Origin of the sequence: Pseudomonas sp. MRSN 12121 (genome assembly GCF_000931465.1) — a bacterium.
In the GTDB taxonomy this organism is placed as follows: Bacteria; Pseudomonadota; Gammaproteobacteria; order Pseudomonadales; family Pseudomonadaceae; genus Aquipseudomonas.
Window position 1 is genome coordinate 6,205,596 of record NZ_CP010892.1, and the last position, 21,318, is coordinate 6,226,913.

The following is a 21,318-nucleotide window of genomic DNA, read 5'->3' on the forward strand; positions in this document are numbered from 1 at the left end:
ACCATCGAGGTGACGTGTGGAGGGTGCAGCCTCTACTATCTTCGTCACCGTGAACCTGGGAATAACCAAAATGCTCTATCTGTGGCTCAAAGCCTTTCATATCGTCAGTCTGGTCTGCTGGTTTGCCGGCCTGTTCTACCTGCCGCGCCTGTTCGTCTACCACGCTCAAAGCGAAGACACGATCAGCAAGGAACGCTTCAGCCTCATGGAGCGCAAGTTGTATCGCGGGATCATGGGCCCGGCGATGATCGCCACGCTGATTTTCGGGATCTGGCTGCTGAGCCTGAACCCCAGCGCCTATTTCGGCCAGGGCGGCTGGATGCACGCCAAGCTGACGCTAGTGGTCATCCTGATCGGCTATCACCATATGTGCGGCGCCCAGGTGAAGCGCTTCGCCCGTGGCGAAAACACCCGCAGCCATGTCTTTTACCGCTGGTTCAATGAAGTACCGGTTCTGCTATTGATCGCCATTGTAATTCTGGTGGTCGTCCGGCCGTTCTAACTCTTACTCTCGTTATCATTCGGGGTACTTCCAATGTCGCTGCCCGCTCTGCTCGAACAACGCCTGCGTCTGCCTGTCGTGGCTGCGCCGATGTTCCTGATCTCCAACCCGCAACTGGTCCTGGCTTGCTGCCGCAATGGGGTGGTAGGCAGTTTCCCTGCCCTCAACCAGCGTGAAAGCAGCGGCTTCAAGGCTTGGCTGGAGGAGATCGAGGCGGGCCTTGCGCGCCTGGAAAACCCCGCACCTTACGCCGTGAACCTGATCGTGCATCACAGCAACCCACGCCTTGAGGCCGATCTGGCGATCTGCATCGAACACAAGGTGCCCATCGTCATCACCAGCCTGGGGGCTGTGAAGGACCTGGTCGACGCGGTGCACAGCTATGGGGGCCTGGTGTTCCATGACGTCACGACCCGGCGCCATGCAGAAAAAGCCGCCGAGGCCGGAGTCGACGGACTGATTGCCGTCGCCGCCGGCGCAGGTGGCCATGCCGGGACCTGGAGCCCGTTCTCGCTGATCGCGGAAATCCGCCAGTTTTTCGACAAGACCCTGCTGCTGGCCGGCTGCCTGAACCACGGCCACGAGATCCTCGCTGCACAATTGCTCGGCGCCGACCTTGCCTACTTCGGTACGCGCTTCATCGGCACCACGGAGAGTCATGCTCCCGACGCCTACAAGGAGATGCTGCTGAACGCCAAGGCCGCCGACATCGTGCATACCGCGGCGGTCTCCGGAGTTCCTGCAAGCTTCATGCGCCAAAGCCTGGAAAACGCCGGCTTCGACCTTGCCGCCCTGCAAGGCAAAGGTGATGTCGACTTCGGTTCGAAACTCAAGCCTGTCAATGACGAAGCCAAAGCCTGGAAAACCGTATGGTCCGCCGGGCAGGGCGTTGGCGAAATCAAGGACTTGCCGAGTGTCGATCAACTGGTCGCACGCCTTGACACCGAATACCGTGCGGCCCTGGAACAGGCCGCGCGCCTGCCACAACGCTGGCCACGCTGAATCAGTGATGTTTTTTGGCCAGCCATGGATGGCTGGCTTTAAACTGTCGCCCGATAGAGCCCTCCCCCTCTCCATAAGCCGACAAGGAAGCCCTGCATGAGCGAAGACCGTTTCAAGATCGTATTTGACGGGACTTTGCTTCCGGGAATCGACATCGAACATGCCAAGCAGAAAATCGCCAAGCTGTTCAAAAGCGATATCGCTGCGATCGAGCCTCTGTTCAAGGGTCAAACCATGACCCTCAAGCGTGACCTTAGCGAGCAGGATGCGAAGATTTACCTTGCCGCGCTCAACCAGGCCGGAATCGATCCACGCGTCGAACCGGACCCCGCGCCCGGTAGCGATCAACCGGCCTCCGCCCCCGCCACACCCCCCACCCAGCCAGCCCCAATGCCTGCTCCCCAGGCGAAGTCGGGCACGGCAAATGACTGGCAACGCGCGAACTCCGAGCCCCTGACCAGGCCGAGCGCTTCGCCCTATGCGCCGCCCCAAGCCAGCGTTGGCGATCCGCTCCCCGAATTCGGTGCACTGAAATTCCATAGTGTGGATGGGCGTATCGGACGCCTGCGCTACCTGGCCTGGACCCTGACCCTGATACTGGTAACCACCCTCGCCGGAGGTTTTCTGACTGCGGCGCTCGTCGGCAATGGCCTGCAGGTCACCGGGATGATTTTCCTGGCTGGCGTAGCACTGCTCTTCGCTTACCTGAACATCACCATTTCCGTTCAACGCCTGCATGACCTGGGCTGGTCGGGCTGGCTCTGGCTGCTGAACCTGCTGCCTTTTGTGTATGCAATATTTCCGCTGGTGCTCGCGGCATTACCAGGCAACACCGGCGCCAATCGTTATGGCGCCCCTCCACCGCCAAACAGCAGCGGGGTCAAGGTGCTGGCGGTGTTATGGATCATCGTTCTGCTGCTGTCCTTCATTGTCGGGCTCAGTTCGACCTGACCCTGGGACGCACCCGGCGAAAACCGCCAGCCAACCCCGGCCACCTGTAGACTATTGGATTGATTTGGCGCGCCGCAGCCCGGGACCTTCCCGATGGGCCAGCGGCCGTTGCAATGGAGACCCGCATGACCCGTTACGCTCTGATCACCGGCGCTTCCAGCGGCATAGGCCTGGCCCTGGCCGAGGCGCTGGCACGGCGCGGCCGCAGCCTGATCCTGGTGGCCCGTCAGCGTGATCAGCTGGAAAGTATCGCCATCGAGCTGACTCAGCGCTTTGGCGTGGAAGTACTGTTTCGCGCCTGCGACCTGGGCGAGCCTTTGCGGCTTTCGGGTTTTCTGCTGGAACTGGAAGAAGGCGATCGGCAGATCGACCTGCTGGTGAACTGCGCCGGTATCGGTACCTGCGGCCCGTTCCTCGCCCAGGACTGGATGACCGAACAGGACCTGATCGAGGTGAATATCCTGGCCCTCACCCGCCTCTGCCACGCGCTGGGCAACAGCATGGCGCTGCACGGTGGAGGACAGATCCTCAATGTCGCCTCGATCGCCGGTTTCTATCCTGGCCCCTGGATGAGCACCTACTACGCCAGCAAGGCCTATGTACTGCACTTTTCCGAAGGCCTGCGCGAGGAACTGAAGAAAAACGGGATCAAGGTATCCGTGCTCTGTCCGGGGCCGACCCGCACGCGATTCTTCGATACCGCACAACTTGATGCCGAGAAACTGAGCGACAGCAAATTGCTGATGAGCCCGGAAGAAGTCGCGCTGTATACCGTCCGCGCCCTGGACAAGAACCGCGCCATCATCATCCCCGGCCGCCGCAACCGCTGGTTTGCCTTCAGCCCGCGACTGGGCTCGCGCTGGCTGACCCGAAAGATTTCCGGCGCGGTCAACAAAGCCTATTGCCCGCGCTGACCTGGCAACCATCCAGGGCTGGGCGCACTCAGCTCGCCTGAGTACACTCAGCCCGGACCAACACAACGGAGAAACAGCTGTGGATACTCTGTTCACCAAGATCATCAACCGGGAAATACCCGCGAAGATCATCTACGAGGACGACCAGGTTCTGGCCTTCCACGATATTGCCCCACAGGCGCCCGTGCATTTCCTGGTAATCCCGAAAAAACCGGTACGTACCCTCAATGACCTGACCGAAGACGACAAGCTGCTGGCCGGGCATATCCTGTTCACCGCCCAGCGCCTGGCGCGGGAACTGGGTTGCGAAGAGGGCTTTCGCGTCGTCATGAACTGCAATGAACTCGGCGGCCAGACCGTGTATCACATTCACATGCACGTGCTGGGTCAGCGCCAGATGCACTGGCCTCCGGGCTGATTGCACCCGCCTGCGCGCGCCAGCACACTCCTCGCCCGGTTTTGTCGAGAGTGTGCTGATCCAGCGCAGGCCTCACCCCATCGATTGCGGTAAACTGGCCGCCGTGATTCTTCCCGGAGGTAAGCATGACTACCCAACGTCACTACTCGCCGATTGACCGTCTCCTGCTACAGGCAGACGCGGCAATGCGCACCTTGCTGCCCTTCAGTGGCCAGCCTTATCGTCCGTCCCCTGCCATTGTGCAGCCGGATGCGCAGATGAGCGAAGAAGACACCCGGCATGTGGCCGGCCTGATGCGCATCAACCACACCGGCGAAGTCTGTGCCCAGGCGCTGTACCAGGGCCAGGCCCTGACCGCCAAGCTGCCGCAGGTACGCGCTGCGATGGAGCATGCCGCGGAAGAAGAGATCGACCATCTGGCCTGGTGCGAACAACGCATTCGCCAACTGGGCAGCCACCCCAGCGTACTCAACCCATTGTTTTACGGCATGTCGTTCGGCATCGGCGCAGTCGCCGGGCTGATCAGCGACAAGGTCAGTCTGGGGTTCGTGGCGGCCACCGAAGACCAGGTGTGCAAGCACCTGAACGAACACCTGGAGCAATTGCCAGCGGAGGATGAAAAGTCCCGGGCCATTCTCGAGCAGATGCGCATCGACGAAGAACAACATGCCGAAACCGCCCTGGACGCAGGGGGCTTCCGTTTCCCGGCACCGGTGAAGTTCGGCATGAGCCTGCTGGCCAAGGTCATGACCAAGAGCACCTACCGGATCTGAGCAGGCCGGTTGCAGGCAAAAAAAGGGCGCTTTCAGCGCCCTTTTTCATTCTGAGTTCGAAAGCCCAAAAGGCGACTCAACCCAGCTCGACGATCTCGTAATCATGAGTGATGGCCACCCCGGCCGCTCCAAGCATGATCGACGCCGAGCAGTACTTTTCCGCCGACAGTTCGATGGCGCGCTTGACCTGGGCTTCCTTCAACCCGCGCCCCTTGACCACGAAATGCATGTGGATCTTGGTGAAGACCTTGGGATCTTCGGTGGCGCGTTCGGCATCGAGGAAGGCTTCACAACTTTCGACAGCCTGGCGGGATTTTTTCAGGATGCTGACCACGTCGAAATTGCTGCAACCGCCCACGCCGAGCAGGAGCATTTCCATCGGCCGCACACCCAGGTTACGACCACCGGCGTCCGGCGGACCATCCATTACCACCACATGACCGCTGCCCGATTCCCCGAGGAACATGGCTTCGCCAGCCCATTGGATGCGTGCCTTCATCGCCAAGACTCCACTGTAAAAAAAGGGTCGCCAGCTTAGCACAGGGGCTTGGGATGACAGCGCTTTGCCTACCCGGGCGCCCGACTCTGATAGGAAAATTCCTCATTACCCTAAGGATGTGTCTGTTAAGCTGACGCCAAATCACTGGCGCTTTGCCAGCTATCGGCGATCAGCCTTGATCGCCCCATAAAAAAACCAAATCACACCGTGCTGTTTTTTCGGGATACAACCATGGTTGCTATTGCCCCTACACCCAGGATCAAGAACCTCGACAAGCTGTTGATGCATTGCCAGCGCCGCCGCTATCAGGCCAAGAGCAACATCATCTGCGCCGGCGACCAGTCGGATACCCTGTTCTTCATCATCAAAGGTTCGGTCACCATCCTGATCGAAGACGATGACGGCCGGGAAATGATCATCGCCTACCTCAATGCCGGGGACTTTTTCGGCGAACTGGGCCTGTTCGAACAGGCCGGGCATGAGCAACAGCGCAGTGCCTGGGTTCGGGCCAAGGTCGAGTGCGAAGTCGCCGAGATCAGTTACGCGAAGTTCCGTGAGCTGTCCCAGCAGGATCCCGACATTCTGTATGTCCTCAGCGGCCAGATTGCCCAACGCCTGCGCAATACCACGCGCAAGGTCGGCGACCTGGCATTCTTCGATGTCACCGGGCGGGTGGCCCGCTGCCTGCTCGACCTGTGCAAACAGCCGGACGCGATGACGCATCCGGACGGCATGCAGATCAAGGTGACCCGTCAGGAAATCGGACGCATCGTCGGCTGTTCCCGGGAAATGGTCGGCCGAGTGCTCAAGGACCTGGAGGAACGCAACCTGGTCAACGTCAAGGGCAAGACCATGGTGGTATTCGGCACCCGTTAGAGCGGCAGGACCTGCGCCAGCATCTGCCGATACAGGGCATCCAGGCGCTCGATGGCGTTCGGCGCAGCGAACGCTTCATGCAAGGCGATATGACTTTGCGCGCGGCAGCGCTGCTCCAGGCCACACGCCTGGTTGAAGCGATTGACCGCCGCGACCATGGTTTCCCGCTCGTCATCCAGCAACAGCGCCCCATGCACCAGCCCCACCGGGCGCGTACCACCCTTGCTCTGACGCCAACGCTGTGCGGTGCCCACCATTTTGCGGCCGTCGAGATTGACGTTGAAACGGCCATCGCAGAACGCACCTTCGACTTCGCCCAGGGAGGGATTGCCTCCCAGCTCGGTCAAGAGATCGCAGATCGGCTGGCACAGGCGACGATAGCCGGTTTCGATCCGGTTCTGATCGCCCTCGCTGCGCGCAGGCGCGTAGACCAGCGCAATGTTGATGGTCGCCGCCGATTGCGGCACCGGCTCCCCGCCGGTCTCGCGCAACAGCACCGGCCAACCACTGGCCGCCAGCTCGTCGCAGGCCTGCTCGAACCCTGGCAGGCGACTCAAGCGGCGCGGCATGACCAGCGCCCTGTCGCTCGGTTGCCAGAACAGCAAGCCGTACTCCTGGTCGCCATGGCATACCTGGGCAAGCAAATCCTGCTCGGCCTGCAGGCCGGCTTCAACGGTCAGGGAAAGAGGCTGGGTCATGGCAGTAGAAATCCTTTGCGCTAGATATGAAAAAGCCGGCAACGCCGGCTTTTTCATTCATTGAAGTTCAATCCAGGGTCGAACCACTCACGGGCAGGCCCCGCTCCGGGAAGAACAGGCGTTGCAGCTCCAGGCCCGGGCTTTCCGCGCGCATGAAGGCTTCGCCTACCAGGAAGGAATAGACGTCGCTGATTTCCATCAGCTCGACATCGGCCCGGTTGAGGATGCCGCTCTCGGTGATCACCAGGCGATCGCGCGGAATCTGCGGCAACAGGTCCAGGGTGGTTTCCAGGTTGACGTCGAAGGTATGCAGGTTGCGGTTGTTGATGCCCACCAATGGGGTGTCGAGGGTTTTCAGCGCACGCTGCAATTCATCGCCGTCGTGCACTTCCACCAGCACATCGAGACCCACGCCTTTGGCCACGGCCGCCAGTTCGGCCATCCTGGCGTCATCCAGCGCGGCCACGATCAGCAGCACGCAGTCGGCGCCCAGGGCACGGGCTTCGACGATCTGGTACGGATCGATCATGAAATCCTTGCGGATCACCGGCAGCGAACAAGCACCACGGGCCTGCTGCAGGTAAGCATCGGCGCCCTGGAAATAATCGACGTCGGTGAGGACCGACAGGCAAGTCGCGCCACCCTTCTCGTAGCTCTTGGCAATCTCCGCCGGCACAAAGTGCTCGCGGATCACCCCTTTGCTCGGCGAGGCCTTCTTGATTTCGGCGATCACCGCTGGCTGCTTGAGCCTGGCCTGGTCGAGCAATGCCTTGGCAAAGCCGCGCGGTGCATCCGCGGCACGAGCCAGCCCTTCGAGTTCGGCCAGGCTCACCCGCGCCCTGCGCTCAGCCACTTCCTCGACCTTGCGGGCGAGGATTTTTTCCAGAACCGTCGGCACACTCATCCTTCATTCTCCTGCTTGAATACCGCGGTAAAGGCGCCCAATTCCTCAAGCTTTTCGCGGGCCAGCCCGGTGTGCAACGCATCATGGGCCAGCGCCACGCCTTCTTTCAGGCTGCTCGCATGGTCCGCCGCATAGAGCGCGGCCCCGGCATTGAGGACGATCATTTCCGCCGCCTTCTGCCCATGCTCGGTCTTGCGCCGGCCCAGCGCATCGCGGATCAGTTCCAGCGACGCCGCCGGACTCTCGACCACCAGGCCGAACAGACTCTGGCTCTTGATGCCCAGGTCTTCAGGCTGGACCCAGTATTCGGTGATTTCGTCGTTTTTCAGCTCGGCCACATAGGTCGGCGCCGCCAGGCTGAATTCGTCCAGGCCGTCCTGGGAGTGCACCACCAGCACATGCTTGCTGCCCAGGCGTTGCAAGACTTCAGCCAATGGGCGGCACAAGGCCTGGGTGAACACGCCCACCACCTGATGCTTCACGCCGGCCGGATTCGTAAGCGGGCCAAGCATGTTGAACAGGGTGCGCAACCCCAGGTCGCGGCGCGGGCCGGCCGCGTGCTTCATCGCGCCGTGATGGGACTGGGCGAACATGAAGCCGATACCGACGTTGTCGATACAACGGGCTACCTGCACCGGTGTCAGGTTCAGGTAGATGCCGGCGGACTCGAGCAGGTCGGCGCTGCCGCTTTTCCCGGAGACCGCGCGGTTACCGTGCTTGGCCACCGTGCAACCGGCCGCCGCGACGACAAAGGAAGAAGCCGTGGACACGTTGAAGATGTTCGCGCCGTCACCGCCGGTGCCAACCACATCGACCACGCCGTCGAGGGTTTTCAACTCGACCTTGTCCGCCAGCTCGCGCATGACCGAAACGGCGCCGACGATTTCGTCGATGCTTTCGCTCTTCATGCGCATGGCCATCATGAAGGCGCCGATCTGCGCATCAGTGCATTGCCCGGTCATGATTTCACGCATGACCTGGCGCATCTCATCGGTGGTCAGGTCGAGGTGGCCGACGATACGGCTCAGGGCTGTCTTGATATCCATGGAAAGTCCTTAGCGCGTGCCGCCGCTCTGTTTGAGGAAATTGGCGAACAGCTCGTGACCCTGCTCGGTGAGAATAGACTCGGGGTGGAATTGCACGCCCTCGATGTTCAGCGTCTTGTGGCGCAGCCCCATGATCTCGTCGACGGAGCCGTCTTCCAGCTGGGTCCAGGCGGTCAGTTCGAGACAGTCCGGCAAGGTGTCGTGCTTGACCACCAGGGAGTGGTAACGGGTGACTGTCAGGGGATGGTTCAGGCCGGCGAATACACCCTTGTCCTGGTGAAATACCGGGCTAGTCTTACCGTGCATTACCTGGCGCGCGCGCACCACGTCGCCGCCAAAGGCCTGGCCAATGGACTGGTGGCCCAGGCAGACGCCCAGGATTGGCAGTTTGCCAGCAAAATGCTTGATCGCCTCGATGGACACCCCGGCCTCGGTCGGGGTGCAAGGACCGGGCGACACAACGATCCGCTCAGGGTTGAGCGCTTCGATCTCGGCCACGGTCAATTCGTCGTTGCGCACGACCTTGACCTCGGCACCCAGCTCGCCCAGGTACTGCACAACGTTATAGGTAAAAGAGTCGTAGTTATCGATCATCAGCAACATGGGGATTTACAACCTCTTGAATTCACTGACTTTTAATACAGCCTTCAGTGGATTGCCCGCTGAGGTGCCCGCCGCGGGTCGTCATTACTCAACCAGCACAAGCGGAGTCAAACGGGGGGCAAAGAAGGCAAAGCGGTACAGGTCCGGCCGGGCCGGAAGAGAACAGTCAGGCGCGCCAACGCCAACGGGCGTGGGCCTTGACAACTCGCATCAAGAGTTTGCTGACGATCAACACGGGGAAGGTCTCATTCATTCGTTCCGGCACAGTAACTTAGCTGAGCAGAGCGTGCAATATGGCGCGGCCGCCCCCGGACAAACAAGCGATGCGGCCTTTTGCCATAGCTGATGTACAAAAGTTTTTGGTACTGTCGTCTCGTTCAATACAACAATAAATAAAACGGACTTCCCTATGCTCAGACAGAAACTGTTCGTCCCGCTTGCCAGCAGCCTCTTGTCCCTGGCTTGCGCCCAGGCAATCGCCGCGCCCTCCCCCTATTCCAGCTTTATCGTGTTCGGCGACAGCCTCAACGATGCCGGGCAATTTGCCGATCCGGGAGGCCCGGCAGGCGCGACCCAGCGTTTCACCAACCGCACCGGGCCGGTCTACCTGGATGGCAGCGGGGAAGTCCGTGCCGCCAACTCGACACAGTTACTGGGTGGCAAGCTCGGCTTCTCCGACGACCAGCTCGCCGCCTCTACCTCGGCGACCCGGGCGAGCGCGGGCCTGCCCGATGGCAATAACTGGGCGGTCGGCGGTTATCGCACTGACCAGATTCTCGACTCGATCACCACCACCTCGACCGCCGGCGATCGCAGCCGGCCGGGTTATCTGGTGGCCAACAACTTCCGCGCCGACCCGAATGCCCTCTATTACCTGTCGGGCGGCGGCAACGATTTCCTGCAAGGCCGCGTGACCAGTCTCAACCAGGCCAGCGCCGCAGCCGACCGCCTGGTGGACAGCGTGCAGACCCTGCAACAGGCTGGCGCCCGCTACATCATGGTCTGGCTGCTGCCGGACATCGGCCTGACCCCGGCGATCAACGGCAGCCCGCTGCAGGCGTTCACCTCTCAGCTCAGCGCCCAGTTCAATACCGAGCTGGTCCGCCAGCTACAGACCGTGAATGCCGAAGTCATTCCGCTCAACATTCCCGTGCTGCTGAAGGAAGCTTTCGCCAATCCGGCACAGTTCGGCCTGGCCACCGACCAGAACCTGACCGCCACCTGCTTCAGCGGCAGCGGCTGCACGGAAAACGCGCGCTACGGTCTCCACAGCGCCACACCGGACCCGACCAAGCTGATCTACAACGACTCGGTCCACCCGACCGAAGCCGGGCAGCGGCTGATCGCCGATTACGCTTATTCGCTGCTGGCGGCGCCTTGGGAAATCACCCTGCTCCCGGAAATGGCCCAGGGCACGCTGCGCGCGCACCAGGATGAGTTGCGCAGCCAATGGCAGGCCGACTGGGAGAATTGGCAGGGCGTTGGCCAGTGGCGAGCCATTGTCGCCGGCGGCGGCCAGCACCAGGACTTCGACAGCCAGCGCAGCGGCGCCAGTGCCGACGGCAACGGCTTCAACCTGAACGTCGGCGGCAGCTACCGACTCAACGAAGCCTGGCGCGTAGGGGTGCTGGCCGGCGCCTACCGCCAGAAGCTCGAAGCCGGCGGCAACGACTCGGACTACAAGCTCAACACCTACCTGGGCACCGCCTTCGCCCAATACCAGCAGAATCGCTGGTGGGCCGACGCGGCGGCCACCGCCGGGCACCTGGATTACGACAACCTCAAGCGCAAATTCGACCTGGGCGCCAACGAACGTGGGGAGAAAGGCGATACCAGCGGCGACGTCCTGGCCTTCAGCGCTCGCGTGGGTTACGACATTGCCCAGCAGGCCAGCAGCCCATGGCACTTGTCGCCATTCGTCAGCGCCGACTACGCGCGGGTCAAGGTCGATGGCTACTCCGAGGACGGCAGCGATTCCACCGCGCTGACCTTCGACGACCAGAAGCGTACGTCGCGACGCCTGGGCCTCGGTTTGCAAGGCAAATACCAGATCACCCCGCAAACCCAGGTGTTCGGCGAAATCGCCCACGAAAAGGAATACGAGGACGATACCCAGAAGCTGACCATGGCCCTCAACAGCCTGCCGGACAACCGCTACACGCTGGAAGGCTATACCCCGCAGAGCAACCTGAACCGCCTGAACCTGGGCGTCAGCCATAAACTCACCCAGGACCTGGCCCTGCGCGCCAGCTACAACATCCGCAAGGACGACGACTTCACCCAACAGGGCATCAATGTCGGGGTCAGCCTCGACTTCTAGGAATCCCAGGCAATAAAAAACGCTGCCCCCGCAAGGAGGCAGCGTTTTTTTATGCGGCGCTATCCGGACTCAGCTGTCGGCCGTCTGCTCGGCCAGGGCCACGGCGCGGAACATGGCGCGACGCTTGTTCAGGGTTTCCTCCCATTCCAGCGCGGGCACCGAGTCGGCGACGATACCGCCACCGGCCTGTACGTGCAGCTCGCCATCCTTGATCACCGCGGTGCGGATGGCGATGGCCGTGTCCATGTTGCCGTTCCAGGCGAAATAACCCACCGCCCCGCCGTACACGCCACGCTTGACCGGTTCCAGCTCGTCGATGATTTCCATCGCACGGATCTTCGGCGCACCGGACAAAGTGCCCGCCGGCAGGATCACCCGCAGCGCATCCATCGCCGTCAGCCCATCCTTCAACTGGCCGGTGACGTTGGACACGATGTGCATCACGTTGGAGTAGCGCTCGATCACCATCTTCTCGGTGAGCTTCACCGAACCGATCTCGGACACCCGACCGGTGTCGTTGCGCCCCAGGTCGATCAGCATCAGGTGCTCGGCGATTTCCTTGTCGTCGGACAGCAGGTCCTCTTCCAGCGCCCGATCGGCTTCTTCGGTGGCGCCCCGCGGACGGGTGCCGGCGATCGGCCGCACGGTGATCAGGTTGTCTTCGACCCGCACCAGCACTTCCGGCGAACTGCCGACCACATGGAAGTCGCCGAAGTTGAAGAAGTACATGTAGGGCGTCGGGTTGAAACAACGCAGGGCGCGATACAAGTCGATCGGCGCCGCCTTGAAGTCGATGGACATGCGCTGCGATGGCACCACCTGCATGCAGTCGCCCGCCAGGATGTACTCCTTGATGGTGTCGACGGCGCGCTCGTAGTCACCCTGGGTGAAACTGGAGCGGAACACCGGCTCGGCCGCCTGCTGCTTGCCGAGGTCCAGGCCACGACGCGGGGTGATGGGCTGGCGCAGCTTTTCCAGCAGCGCCTGCAAGCGCGCCTGGCCTTGCTCGAAGGCATCGTCCCGGGAGGGATCGGCAAGCACGATCGCATGCATCTTGCCGGCCAGGTTATCGAACACCACCACCGCGTCGGAAACCATCAGCAGGATGTCCGGCACGCCGATCGGGTCCGGGTTCGGGCATTTGCCCAGGCGCTTCTCCACGTAACGCACGCAGTCGTAGCCGAAGTAGCCCACCAGGCCACCGTTGAAACGCGGCAGGCCGGCGATGGTCGGCACCTGGTAGCGCGCCTTGAACTCCTCGACGAATGCCAGCGGGTCGGCCACCTCATGGCTTTCGGTCTCGATGCCATCGACGGTCACGCTGACCTGGTGATCGTGCACCCGCAGCACCGTACGGCAGGGCAAGCCGATGATCGAATAACGGCCCCATTTCTCGCCGCCCTGCACCGATTCCAGCAGGTAGGAATTGGGCTGGTCGGCCAGTTTCAGGTAGATCGACAGCGGCGTGTCGAAGTCGGCCAGGGTTTCACAGGCAAGCGGGATGCGGTTGTAGCCGGCAGCGGCCAAACGCAGGAATTCTTCGCGGATCATGGGGTGCCTCGTGGCTTGAGGTTCTGACAGTCAGGTATGCAAACGCGCCGGAAGTCCGGCCGGGAACACGTCAGGCGCGCCAACGCCAACGGGCCAGGGCCTTGATGACTTTCATCCAGAGTTTGCGGGTAACCACCACGATGGCGTTTCCAGGAGGGGATTGAACAGCGTCGGGCAACGTTATCTCAGCGGCCGGATCCAGGCAACCGGGAATTAGCTGGCGCAGATCGTCGATCACCAGGGCCGGCGATTCCTCGGCGATCGGCCGTCCGTGGTTGTAGCCGTAGCTCAATGCCACGCACTTCACACCCGCCGCTTTCGCGGCCAGCACGTCGCTGCGCGAGTCGCCGACGAACAGCGATTGCGAGGCTGGAATGCTGGCCATTTTCATCACGAAAAACAGCGCCGCCGGGTCGGGCTTCTTCTGCGGCAGGGTATCGCCGCCGATGATCCAGCGGAAATAGCGGCCGATCTTCATCTGATCCAGCAACGGCGCGACGAAACGTTCCGGCTTGTTGGTGATCAGGGCCATCTCGACGCCCTGCTTGTGCAGCCATTTGAGGGTGTCGCGCACGCCCGGATAGACCACGGTCAGCTCGTGGCCATCCTCATAGGCGCTGTTGAACAGCTCCAGCGCGTGTTCCGCCTCGCCGTCATCGACGCCCTCGGCCGCGATATCGTTGGCCAGGGCCCGGCGCACCAGCATCTGCACACCGTTGCCGACCCACTCGCGCACCGCCTCGATCCCCGCGGGCGGACGCCCGAGCTTGAGCAGCATTTCATCCACGGCGGCCGCGAGGTCGGGAACCGAATCGACCAGGGTGCCATCCAGGTCGAACATCACCAGCCGCGGCAGGCGCCCCGGGAACAGCTGCTCGAAACCGCTCATGGACGCGCCAGCGCCAGTTCGGCGCGCATCTTCTCGATCACGTCGCGGTAGTTCGGCGCATTGAAGATCGCCGAGCCGGCGACGAAGGTATCCGCGCCCGCGGCAGCGATCTCACGGATGTTGTTCACGTTCACGCCACCGTCGATTTCCAGGCGGATGTCACGGCCGGACGCATCGATCAGGGCGCGGGCCTCGCGCAGCTTGTCGAGGGTGCCGGGGATGAACTTCTGCCCGCCGAAGCCCGGGTTGACGCTCATCAGCAGGACCATGTCGACCTTGTCCATCACGTACTTGAGCACGTCCAGCGGGGTGGCCGGGTTGAACACCAGGCCAGCCTTGCAGCCACCTTCGCGGATCATCTGCAGGGAGCGGTCGACATGCAGCGTGGCTTCCGGGTGGAAGGTGATGTAGGTCGCGCCGGCCTCGATGAAGTCGCCGATGATGCGATCCACCGGGCTCACCATCAGGTGGGCGTCGATCGGCGCGGTGATGCCGTACTTGCGCAGGGCCGCGCAGACCATCGGGCCGATGGTCAGGTTAGGCACGTAATGGTTGTCCATGACATCGAAGTGCACGATGTCGGCGCCAGCGGCGAGAACATTGTCCACTTCCTCGCCCAGGCGGGCGAAGTCGGCGGAGAGGATCGACGGAGCAATAGCGAAGGGCTGCATGACGCACCTTTTTGAGCAGAATCACGGTGGCGCGCATTGTATACCTCATGCTTTGGCGCGCGCACCGTGACCGCGATGATCAGTAAGCCGCGCGATAGATCTTCTCGATATCGCCGGGGCTCAGGCGGCGTGGGTTGTTGCGCATCAGGCGCTCGATCCCCGCGGCCTCCACGGCCATGGACGGGATCGCCTCCTGCGGCACCCCGAAACTGCGCAACCCCGATGGAATCTCCACCGCGACGCAGAGCCGGGTCATGGCCTCCACGGCCTGATCGGCCGCCTCGGCTGCGCTCAGGTGTGCGGTCCTGACCCCCATGGCCTCGGCGATATCCTGCATGCGCTCGACGCACGCCATCTTGTTCCAGGTCATGACGTAGGGCAGCAGCAAGGCATTGCTGACGCCGTGGCCGATATTGAAACGCCCGCCCAGGGGATAGGCCAGGGCGTGCACCGCGCCGACCCCGGCGTTGCCGAAGGCCATGCCGGCCATCAGGCTGGCGGTGGCCATGTCTTCGCGGGCCTGCAGGTGGGCGGGATTGGCGTAGGCCTTGGGCAGTGCCCGGACGATCAAGCGGATGGCGCCGAGGGCCAGGGAGTCGGTGATGGGCGAGGCGTTGAGCGACAGGTAGGACTCGATGGCATGCACCAAGGCATCGACGCCGCTGGCGGCGGTGACGCTGCGCGGGCAGGTCAGGGTCATCTGCGGGCTGACCAGCGCCACATCCGGCAGCAAATAGTCGCTGACGATGCCCTTTTTCAGCTGCGCGGCCTTGTCCGAGAGAATCGCCACGTTGGTGACTTCGGAGCCGGTGCCGGCGGTGGTGGGGATGGCGATCAGCGGCGGCCCCTTGCGCGGCACCTGGTCGATGCCGAACAGATCCTCCAGCGCGCCGTGATAACCGGCGTAGGCCGCGACGCTTTTGGCGATATCGATGGCGCTGCCGCCGCCCAGGCCGATCAGCCCGTCGTGCCCGCCTTCGCGGTAGACCCGCATGCAGTCCTCGACGATGGCCAGCTCCGGGTCGGGCTGCACCCGGTCGAAAATCTCGTAGTCGCGCCCGCCCAACTGCGCCAGCGCCAGCTCCACGGTGCCGGACTTGACCAACGCGGCATCGGTGACGATCAGCGGGTTATCGACATCCAGGCGGCTCAGCTCGGCGGACAGTTGCTCGATGGCGGCAGAGCCGGTGAGCAGTTTATGAGCGATTTTGAAAGAGGAAAGACTCATGTGCGCGGCCTCTTATAAGGAAAGGAGCTGGCACAAGCGTAGCTGGGGATTCGGGGTTGTCTGCCATTCGGCCCATGAATGCCCGGGCGGATCGCGCCCCGGCGGGCCCGGGAGCGATCCGTCCATGCCGGTCAGACCGGGGCGGTACGCAGTTTCTCGCTGCGCCCGCGCAGCCATTCCAGGGTCAGCAGCAGGATCACCGAAAAGGCGATCAGCAGCGTCGCCGCGGCGGCGATCGTCGGGCTGAGGTTCTCGCGGATCCCGCTGAACATCTGCCGGGGCAAGGTGGCTTGCTCGGGGCCGGCGAGGAACAGCGTGACCACTACTTCATCGAACGAGGTGGCAAAGGCGAACAGCGCCCCGCTGATCACCCCCGGCGCGATCAGCGGCAGGGTTACCCGGCGGAACGTGGTCAGCGGCGACGCGCCGAGGCTGGCCGCAGCCCGTACCAGGTTGTGGTTGAAGCCCTGCAAGGTGGCCGACACCGTGATGATCACGAACGGCACGCCCAGCACGGCATGGACGATGATCAGCGAGAAAAAGCTGTTGCCCATGCCCAGGGGTGCGAAGAACAGGTAGCTGGCCACGCCGATGATCACCACCGGCACCACCATCGGCGAGATCACCAGGGCCATCACCAGCGCCTTGCCAGGGAAGTCGCCACGGGTCAGGCCGATGGCCGCCAGCGTGCCGAAGACCATCGCCAGCACCGTGGCCGCCGGGGCGACGATGATGCTGTTCTTCAGCGCGCGCATCCATTCCGCCGAGGCGAAGAAGTCGTGGTACCACTGCAGCGAGAAGCCCTGCAGCGGGTACACCAGGAAGCTGCCCGAGTTGAATGACAGCGGCACGATGACCAGCACCGGCAGGATCAGGAACAACAGGATCAAGCCGCAGAGAATCCGCAAGCTGTAGAACCAGGCCCGCTCGACGGGCGACATGTAGGGGCTCGACATTTCGATTCTCTCCTTAGCTCAGGCGCAGGCGACTGGCGCCCACCAGCCAGCTGTAGATCAGGTACAGCACGATGGTCGCCAACAGCAGCAAGCCGCCCAGCGCGGTGGCCATGCCCCAGTTGATGCTGGTGTTGGTGTAGAAGGCGACGAAGTAGCTGACCATCTGGTCGTTCGGGCTGCCCAGCAGGGCCGGGGTGATGTAGTAGCCGATGGCGAGGATGAACACCAGCAGGCAACCGGCGCCGACGCCAGCGTAGGTCTGCGGGAAATACACCCGCCAGAAACTGGCGAACGGATGACAGCCGAGGGAAATCGCGGCGCGCATATAGGTCGGCGAGATGCCTTTCATCACGCTGTAGATCGGCAGGATCATGAACGGCAGCAGGATATGCACCATGGAGATGTAGACCCCGGTGCGGTTGAACACCAGCTCCAGCGGCTTGTCGATCACGCCCATGGCCATCAGCGCGCTGTTGATCAGGCCGCCCGATTGCAGCAGCACGATCCACGCTGCGACGCGCACCAGGATCGAGGTCCAGAACGGCAACAGCACCAGGATCATCAGCAGGTTGCTCTGGCGTGCCGGCAGGTTGGCTAGCAGGTAAGCCAGCGGGTAGGCGAGCACCAGGCAGATGCCGGTAATCACCAGGCCCATCCAGAAAGTTCGGGCAAAGATATCCAGGTAAATGGCCTGGTCCGGGGTCGCCGGGGCGATCTCCCCGAGGTCGTCGATCCGATGGTCGACGGCGGCCAGCAGGTAGAACGGGGTCAGGCTGCTGGTGTTGCGGCGTACCGCTTGCCAGTAGGCCGGGTCGCCCCAGCGCTCGTCGATGGCTTCCAGCGCTTCCTTATAAGAAGCCGGTTCCTCCTTGAACGGCAGGGCACGGGCGGTCTTGGTCAGCAGGCTGCGATAGCCGGCCAGCTCCATGTTCAGCCGCTTGGACAGGTCACCGAGGGTCTGATGCTTGCGCGCCTCGGCCAGGTCTTCGCTCAGCGCCTTGTACACCGGCTCGGCCGGCAGGCCGCGTCCGTCCCAGGCAGCCACGGCGGTGACGGTGCGCGGCATGCCTTCCACCACCTCCGGGTTACCGACGCTCTTGTACAGCAGCGCCGCGATAGGCACGAGAAACACCAGCAGCAGGAACAGCACCAGCGGCGCGATCAGCGCTTGCGCCTTCCAGCGGTTGACCCGCTCGGCGCGCGCCAGGCGCTGCTTGAGGCTGGGGCTGCTGACCTCGTTCAGGGGAACGGTAATGGCCATGACGAACTCCGCAAATCTTTGATCGTTGCAGCGGGCGGACAGGCCGCCGCTGCCGTTAACAACGCAACACCTGTAGGAGCGAGGCTTGCCCGCGATGCAGCGATGCGCAGGCCTGCCAGCCCCCGTCACCGTCCATCGCGGACAAGCTCCCTACGGCATGGCGCTTACTTCGCGGCCCAGGCGTTGAAGCGCTGTTCCAGTTGCTCGCCGTTGTCAGCCCAGAAGCTGACGTCGATCTGCACCTGGTTGGCGATGTTTTCCGGGGTGGTCGGCATGTCTTTCAGGATGTCCTTGGCCAGCAGCGGCACCGCCTGGGTATTGGCCGGACCGTAGGCGATGTTTTCCGAGTAGGTCTTCTGCTGCTGCGGCTGCACCGAGAAGGCGATGAACTTCTTCGCCGCTTCGGCACGGGTCTTGTCCAGGCCCTTCGGAATGGCCCAGGCGTCGAAGTCGTAGATGCCGCCGTTCCACACCACCTTCAGGTTGCTTTCTTTCTGCACCGCGGCAATCCGGCCGTTGTAGGCCGAGCTCATGACCACGTCACCGGAGGCCAGGTACTGCGGCGGCTGGGCGCCGGCTTCCCACCACTGAATGCTCGGCTTGAGTTCATCGAGCTTCTTGAAGGCACGATCCTGGCCGTCCTTGCCGGCCAGCACCTTGTACACATCCTTGGGCGCCACGCCGTCGGCCATCAGGGCGAACTCCAGGGTGTACTTGGCGCCCTTGCGCAGGCCACGCTTGTCCGGGAATTTCTTGGTGTCCCAGAAATCCGCCCAGCTGGTGGGCGCGGTCTTCAGCTTGTCGGCGTTATAGGCCAGCACGGTCGACCAGACGAAGAAGCCCACGCCGCACGGCTGGATCGCGCCTTTGACGTAGTCCTCGCCCTTGCCGAACAGCGCCGGGTCGAGCTGCTCGAACATGTCTTCGTCGCAACCGCGGGACAGCTCCGGCGACTCGACTTCCACCAGGTCCCAGGACACGCTCTTGGTGTCGACCATGGCCTTGACCTTGGCCATCTCGCCGTTGTACTCGCCGGCGACGATCTTGCCGTTGCCCGCGGCTTCCCACGGGGCGTAGAAGGCCTTGACCTGTGCCGCCTTGTTCGCCCCGCCAAAGGACACCACGGTCAGGTCCGGGCCCGCCGCCATCGCGTGTGTCGCGCCCATCAGGCCCAGTGCCACAGCGATAGCGCCAAGGGGAGCGGTGAATTTCAGGGATCTCGACATTTATTGTTCTCTCCACGTGCAGGGTTGGTGAAGCAAGGGGGCGATCAATGCGCCTCTAGAAGTGGGTCGAGCGCGCGCACGTGCTCGACCTGCCAGCCGAGCGGAACCACATCGCCCACCGCCAGCTCCGGATCGAGCTCGGCAATCGGCTGTTTCACGAAGAAGTCGGTCTTGCCACAGACTTCCAGGCGAACCCGGACGTGGTCGCCCAGATAGATGAATTCCGCCACCCTCCCTGAGAAGCGGTTGACACAACTTTCGCTGGAGCCGTTGAGGCTCACGCGTTCCGGACGGATCGACAGGGTCACCGGCTCGCCGGGCCGGCCGACGTTGACCGCCAGCGCCTCGACCTTCTCGCCACGGCCCAGCTCGACCACGCAGCGGTCGCCACTGTGGCTGTGCAGGCGGCCGTTGAGGCGGTTGTTCTCGCCGATGAAATTGGCGACGAAGGTGTTCTTCGGCTCTTCGTAAAGGGTGCGTGGCGGGGCGATCTGCTGGATCTCGCCCTGGTGGAACACCGCCACCCGGTCGGACATGGTCAGGGCTTCGCCCTGGTCGTGGGTCACGTAGACCACGGTCACGCCGAGGCGCTGGTGCAGGTGCTTGATTTCCATCTGCATGTGTTCGCGCAGCTGTTTGTCCAGCGCGCCGAGGGGTTCGTCCATCAGCACCAGCTGCGGCTCGAACACCAGCGCCCGGGCCAGGGCCACCCGCTGTTGCTGGCCACCGGACAATTGCGCCGGGTAACGCTGGGCGAAGGATTCGAGCTGGACCATGCTCAGCACGCGTTTGACCCGCTCGCCGATATCGGTCTTGCTCAAGCCGCGCACCGACAGCGGGAAGGCCAGGTTCTCGGCCACGGTCATGTGCGGGAACAACGCATAGTTCTGGAACACCATGCCGATATCGCGCTTGTGCGGCGGCACGTTGTTGATGGCCCGGCCGGCCAGCTTGATCTCCCCGGCGGTCGGGGTCTCGAAGCCGGCCAGCATCATCAGGCTGGTGGTCTTGCCGGAGCCGGACGGCCCGAGCAGGGTAAGGAACTCGCCTTTGCGAATTTCCAGGTTGAGGTCTTTGACGATCAGGTTTTCGCCGTCGTAGCTCTTTTGCACGCCACGAAAGCTGACCAGTACATCACTCGCCCCAGCGCTTGAATCGACCTCGCTCATACCCACACCTTTTTGTTTTTTGACGGCTGTGGACTAAGCCTAGTGGAGGCCGCAGACCGCGCAAATCGGGGGGTATGAGAGATTGGCCTCAGCCGGATGGAAGGTTCTTTGTAGGAATCCCCCTACAAGGATGGCGCGATTGGATAAGTCCCGGCCCCCTTCTCACAGAGCCCATGGCCAACGGCCTGCAAGCATGTCGCAAATGGGCATGAAGGCTCCGGCGGTCAGAGCAGCTTGTGCTCCATGGCGTATTTCACCAGCTCGGCCAGGGAGGTGATGTTGAGCTTCTGCATCAGCCGCGCCTTGTGGGTACTGATGGTCTTGCTGCTCAAGGCCAGCTGCTGGGCGATATCGTTGACGTTCGCGCCCTGGGCCAGGCGCTCGAACACCGAGAACTCGCGCTCGGACAGTAGCGAATGCAATGGCCGGGTATCGGTCAGCCCGACCTCGAAGACCATCCTGTCCGCCAGTTCCGGGTCGATGTAGCGACCGCCCGCCGCGACCTTGCGGATCGCCGTCAGCAGCAGCGCCGGGTCGCTGTCCTTGGTCGCATAACCGGCCGCCCCCACCTTCAGCGCCCGGGCCGCCATCTGCGCTTCGTCATGCATGGACAGCACGAGGATCGCCGGTGGATTGTTCAACGCGCGAATCCGCGGGATCGCCTCCAGGCCGTTGACCCCGGGCATGGAAATATCCAGCAGCACCACTTCGCACGGCACATGCCGCAGGGTTTCCAGCAACTGCTCGCCGTTGCTCGCCTCCCCCGCCACCGTCAGGTCCCTGGCCAGGCCGATCAACTGCTTGATGCCTTCGCGGACGATGGTGTGGTCTTCGGCTACCAGTACACGGATCAAAGCTCGT

Annotated in this window: 22 protein-coding genes; 8 read left to right on the plus strand and 14 right to left on the minus strand. The window is 62.8% G+C overall.

What is annotated here, in order from left to right:
• Nucleotides 1-70: 70 nt before the first annotated feature.
• The 6 genes from hemJ (at nucleotide 71) to coq7 (ending at nucleotide 4,560) form a co-directional block, all read left to right on the plus strand.
• Nucleotides 71-502, plus strand: a complete 432-nt coding sequence (gene hemJ / locus TO66_RS28310) for a protoporphyrinogen oxidase HemJ (protein WP_044465343.1) — start codon at nucleotides 71-73, stop codon at nucleotides 500-502.
• 33 nt (nucleotides 503-535) lie between these two features.
• Entirely contained in the window at nucleotides 536-1,504 is a 969-nt protein-coding gene (locus TO66_RS28315) for a nitronate monooxygenase family protein (RefSeq protein ID WP_044465344.1), read from the plus strand.
• A 96-nt stretch (nucleotides 1,505-1,600) separates the two neighbouring features.
• A complete protein-coding gene (locus tag TO66_RS28320; protein ID WP_044465345.1) occupies nucleotides 1,601-2,455 on the plus strand; it encodes a DUF805 domain-containing protein in 855 nt (284 codons plus the stop codon).
• 125 nt (nucleotides 2,456-2,580) lie between these two features.
• Nucleotides 2,581-3,369: an SDR family oxidoreductase gene (locus tag TO66_RS28325; RefSeq protein WP_044465346.1), complete on the plus strand. Its 789-nt coding sequence runs from the start codon at nucleotides 2,581-2,583 to the stop codon at nucleotides 3,367-3,369.
• A 79-nt stretch (nucleotides 3,370-3,448) separates the two neighbouring features.
• A complete protein-coding gene (locus TO66_RS28330; RefSeq protein WP_044465347.1) occupies nucleotides 3,449-3,787 on the plus strand; it encodes a histidine triad nucleotide-binding protein in 339 nt (112 codons plus the stop codon).
• 125 nt (nucleotides 3,788-3,912) lie between these two features.
• Nucleotides 3,913-4,560: a 2-polyprenyl-3-methyl-6-methoxy-1,4-benzoquinone monooxygenase gene (coq7, locus tag TO66_RS28335; RefSeq protein WP_044465348.1), complete on the plus strand. Its 648-nt coding sequence runs from the start codon at nucleotides 3,913-3,915 to the stop codon at nucleotides 4,558-4,560.
• Between the two features lie 76 nt (nucleotides 4,561-4,636).
• Here the strand turns inward: coq7 and TO66_RS28340 are convergent, their stop codons facing one another.
• Nucleotides 4,637-5,059 (minus strand): OsmC family protein, encoded by a 423-nt coding sequence (locus TO66_RS28340; RefSeq protein ID WP_016772921.1) that lies wholly within the window; start codon nucleotides 5,057-5,059, stop codon nucleotides 4,637-4,639.
• A 231-nt stretch (nucleotides 5,060-5,290) separates the two neighbouring features.
• Between TO66_RS28340 and crp the strand changes: the two genes are divergently transcribed.
• Entirely contained in the window at nucleotides 5,291-5,935 is a 645-nt protein-coding gene (gene crp / locus TO66_RS28345) for a cAMP-activated global transcriptional regulator CRP (protein WP_044465349.1), read from the plus strand.
• Here crp and TO66_RS28350 read toward each other — a convergent pair.
• The 4 genes from TO66_RS28350 to TO66_RS28365 all read right to left on the minus strand — a co-directional run bounded on the left by TO66_RS28350 (nucleotide 5,932) and on the right by TO66_RS28365 (nucleotide 9,186).
• A complete protein-coding gene (locus TO66_RS28350; protein ID WP_044465350.1) occupies nucleotides 5,932-6,633 on the minus strand; it encodes a lipoyl protein ligase domain-containing protein in 702 nt (233 codons plus the stop codon). The two genes, crp and TO66_RS28350, sit on opposite strands and share 4 nt — an antisense overlap.
• A 67-nt stretch (nucleotides 6,634-6,700) precedes the next feature.
• Entirely contained in the window at nucleotides 6,701-7,537 is an 837-nt protein-coding gene (gene trpC / locus TO66_RS28355; protein WP_044465351.1) for an indole-3-glycerol phosphate synthase TrpC, read from the minus strand.
• The gene (gene trpD, locus TO66_RS28360; RefSeq protein WP_044465352.1) at nucleotides 7,534-8,583 is read right to left on the minus strand and encodes an anthranilate phosphoribosyltransferase; all 1,050 of its coding nucleotides are present in this window, start codon (nucleotides 8,581-8,583) and stop codon (nucleotides 7,534-7,536) included. Before trpD ends, trpC begins: the two co-directional genes overlap by 4 nt.
• Before the next feature lie 9 nt (nucleotides 8,584-8,592).
• Nucleotides 8,593-9,186, minus strand: coding sequence for an aminodeoxychorismate/anthranilate synthase component II (locus TO66_RS28365; protein ID WP_007930170.1), 594 nt, complete (start codon nucleotides 9,184-9,186; stop codon nucleotides 8,593-8,595).
• Between the two features lie 409 nt (nucleotides 9,187-9,595).
• Here TO66_RS28365 and estP point away from each other — a divergent pair, with 409 nt between their 5' ends.
• Nucleotides 9,596-11,506, plus strand: coding sequence for an esterase EstP (gene estP / locus TO66_RS28370; protein ID WP_044465353.1), 1,911 nt, complete (start codon nucleotides 9,596-9,598; stop codon nucleotides 11,504-11,506).
• A gap of 69 nt (nucleotides 11,507-11,575) precedes the next feature.
• On the opposite strand, the gene trpE is transcribed toward estP, so the two are convergent.
• The 9 genes from trpE to TO66_RS28415 form a co-directional block, all read right to left on the minus strand.
• Nucleotides 11,576-13,057, minus strand: coding sequence for an anthranilate synthase component I (gene trpE, locus TO66_RS28375; protein ID WP_044465354.1), 1,482 nt, complete (start codon nucleotides 13,055-13,057; stop codon nucleotides 11,576-11,578).
• A gap of 70 nt (nucleotides 13,058-13,127) precedes the next feature.
• Nucleotides 13,128-13,946 (minus strand): phosphoglycolate phosphatase, encoded by an 819-nt coding sequence (locus tag TO66_RS28380; protein WP_044465355.1) that lies wholly within the window; start codon nucleotides 13,944-13,946, stop codon nucleotides 13,128-13,130.
• The gene (gene rpe, locus TO66_RS28385) at nucleotides 13,943-14,617 is read right to left on the minus strand and encodes a ribulose-phosphate 3-epimerase (RefSeq protein ID WP_009045869.1); all 675 of its coding nucleotides are present in this window, start codon (nucleotides 14,615-14,617) and stop codon (nucleotides 13,943-13,945) included. Before rpe ends, TO66_RS28380 begins: the two co-directional genes overlap by 4 nt.
• Before the next feature lie 79 nt (nucleotides 14,618-14,696).
• Nucleotides 14,697-15,845 (minus strand): iron-containing alcohol dehydrogenase, encoded by a 1,149-nt coding sequence (locus TO66_RS28390; RefSeq protein ID WP_044465356.1) that lies wholly within the window; start codon nucleotides 15,843-15,845, stop codon nucleotides 14,697-14,699.
• 131 nt (nucleotides 15,846-15,976) lie between these two features.
• Complete coding sequence (locus TO66_RS28395) at nucleotides 15,977-16,801, minus strand: ABC transporter permease (RefSeq protein ID WP_044465357.1); 825 nt, start codon at nucleotides 16,799-16,801, stop codon at nucleotides 15,977-15,979.
• A 13-nt stretch (nucleotides 16,802-16,814) separates the two neighbouring features.
• Nucleotides 16,815-18,062: an ABC transporter permease gene (locus tag TO66_RS28400; RefSeq protein ID WP_044465358.1), complete on the minus strand. Its 1,248-nt coding sequence runs from the start codon at nucleotides 18,060-18,062 to the stop codon at nucleotides 16,815-16,817.
• Between the two features lie 164 nt (nucleotides 18,063-18,226).
• Nucleotides 18,227-19,288, minus strand: a complete 1,062-nt coding sequence (locus TO66_RS28405) for an ABC transporter substrate-binding protein (RefSeq protein WP_044465359.1) — start codon at nucleotides 19,286-19,288, stop codon at nucleotides 18,227-18,229.
• A 44-nt stretch (nucleotides 19,289-19,332) separates the two neighbouring features.
• Nucleotides 19,333-20,457, minus strand: a complete 1,125-nt coding sequence (locus tag TO66_RS28410) for an ABC transporter ATP-binding protein (RefSeq protein WP_044465360.1) — start codon at nucleotides 20,455-20,457, stop codon at nucleotides 19,333-19,335.
• A gap of 224 nt (nucleotides 20,458-20,681) precedes the next feature.
• Nucleotides 20,682-21,311: a response regulator transcription factor gene (locus TO66_RS28415; RefSeq protein WP_044465361.1), complete on the minus strand. Its 630-nt coding sequence runs from the start codon at nucleotides 21,309-21,311 to the stop codon at nucleotides 20,682-20,684.
• Nucleotides 21,312-21,318 lie beyond the last annotated feature (7 nt).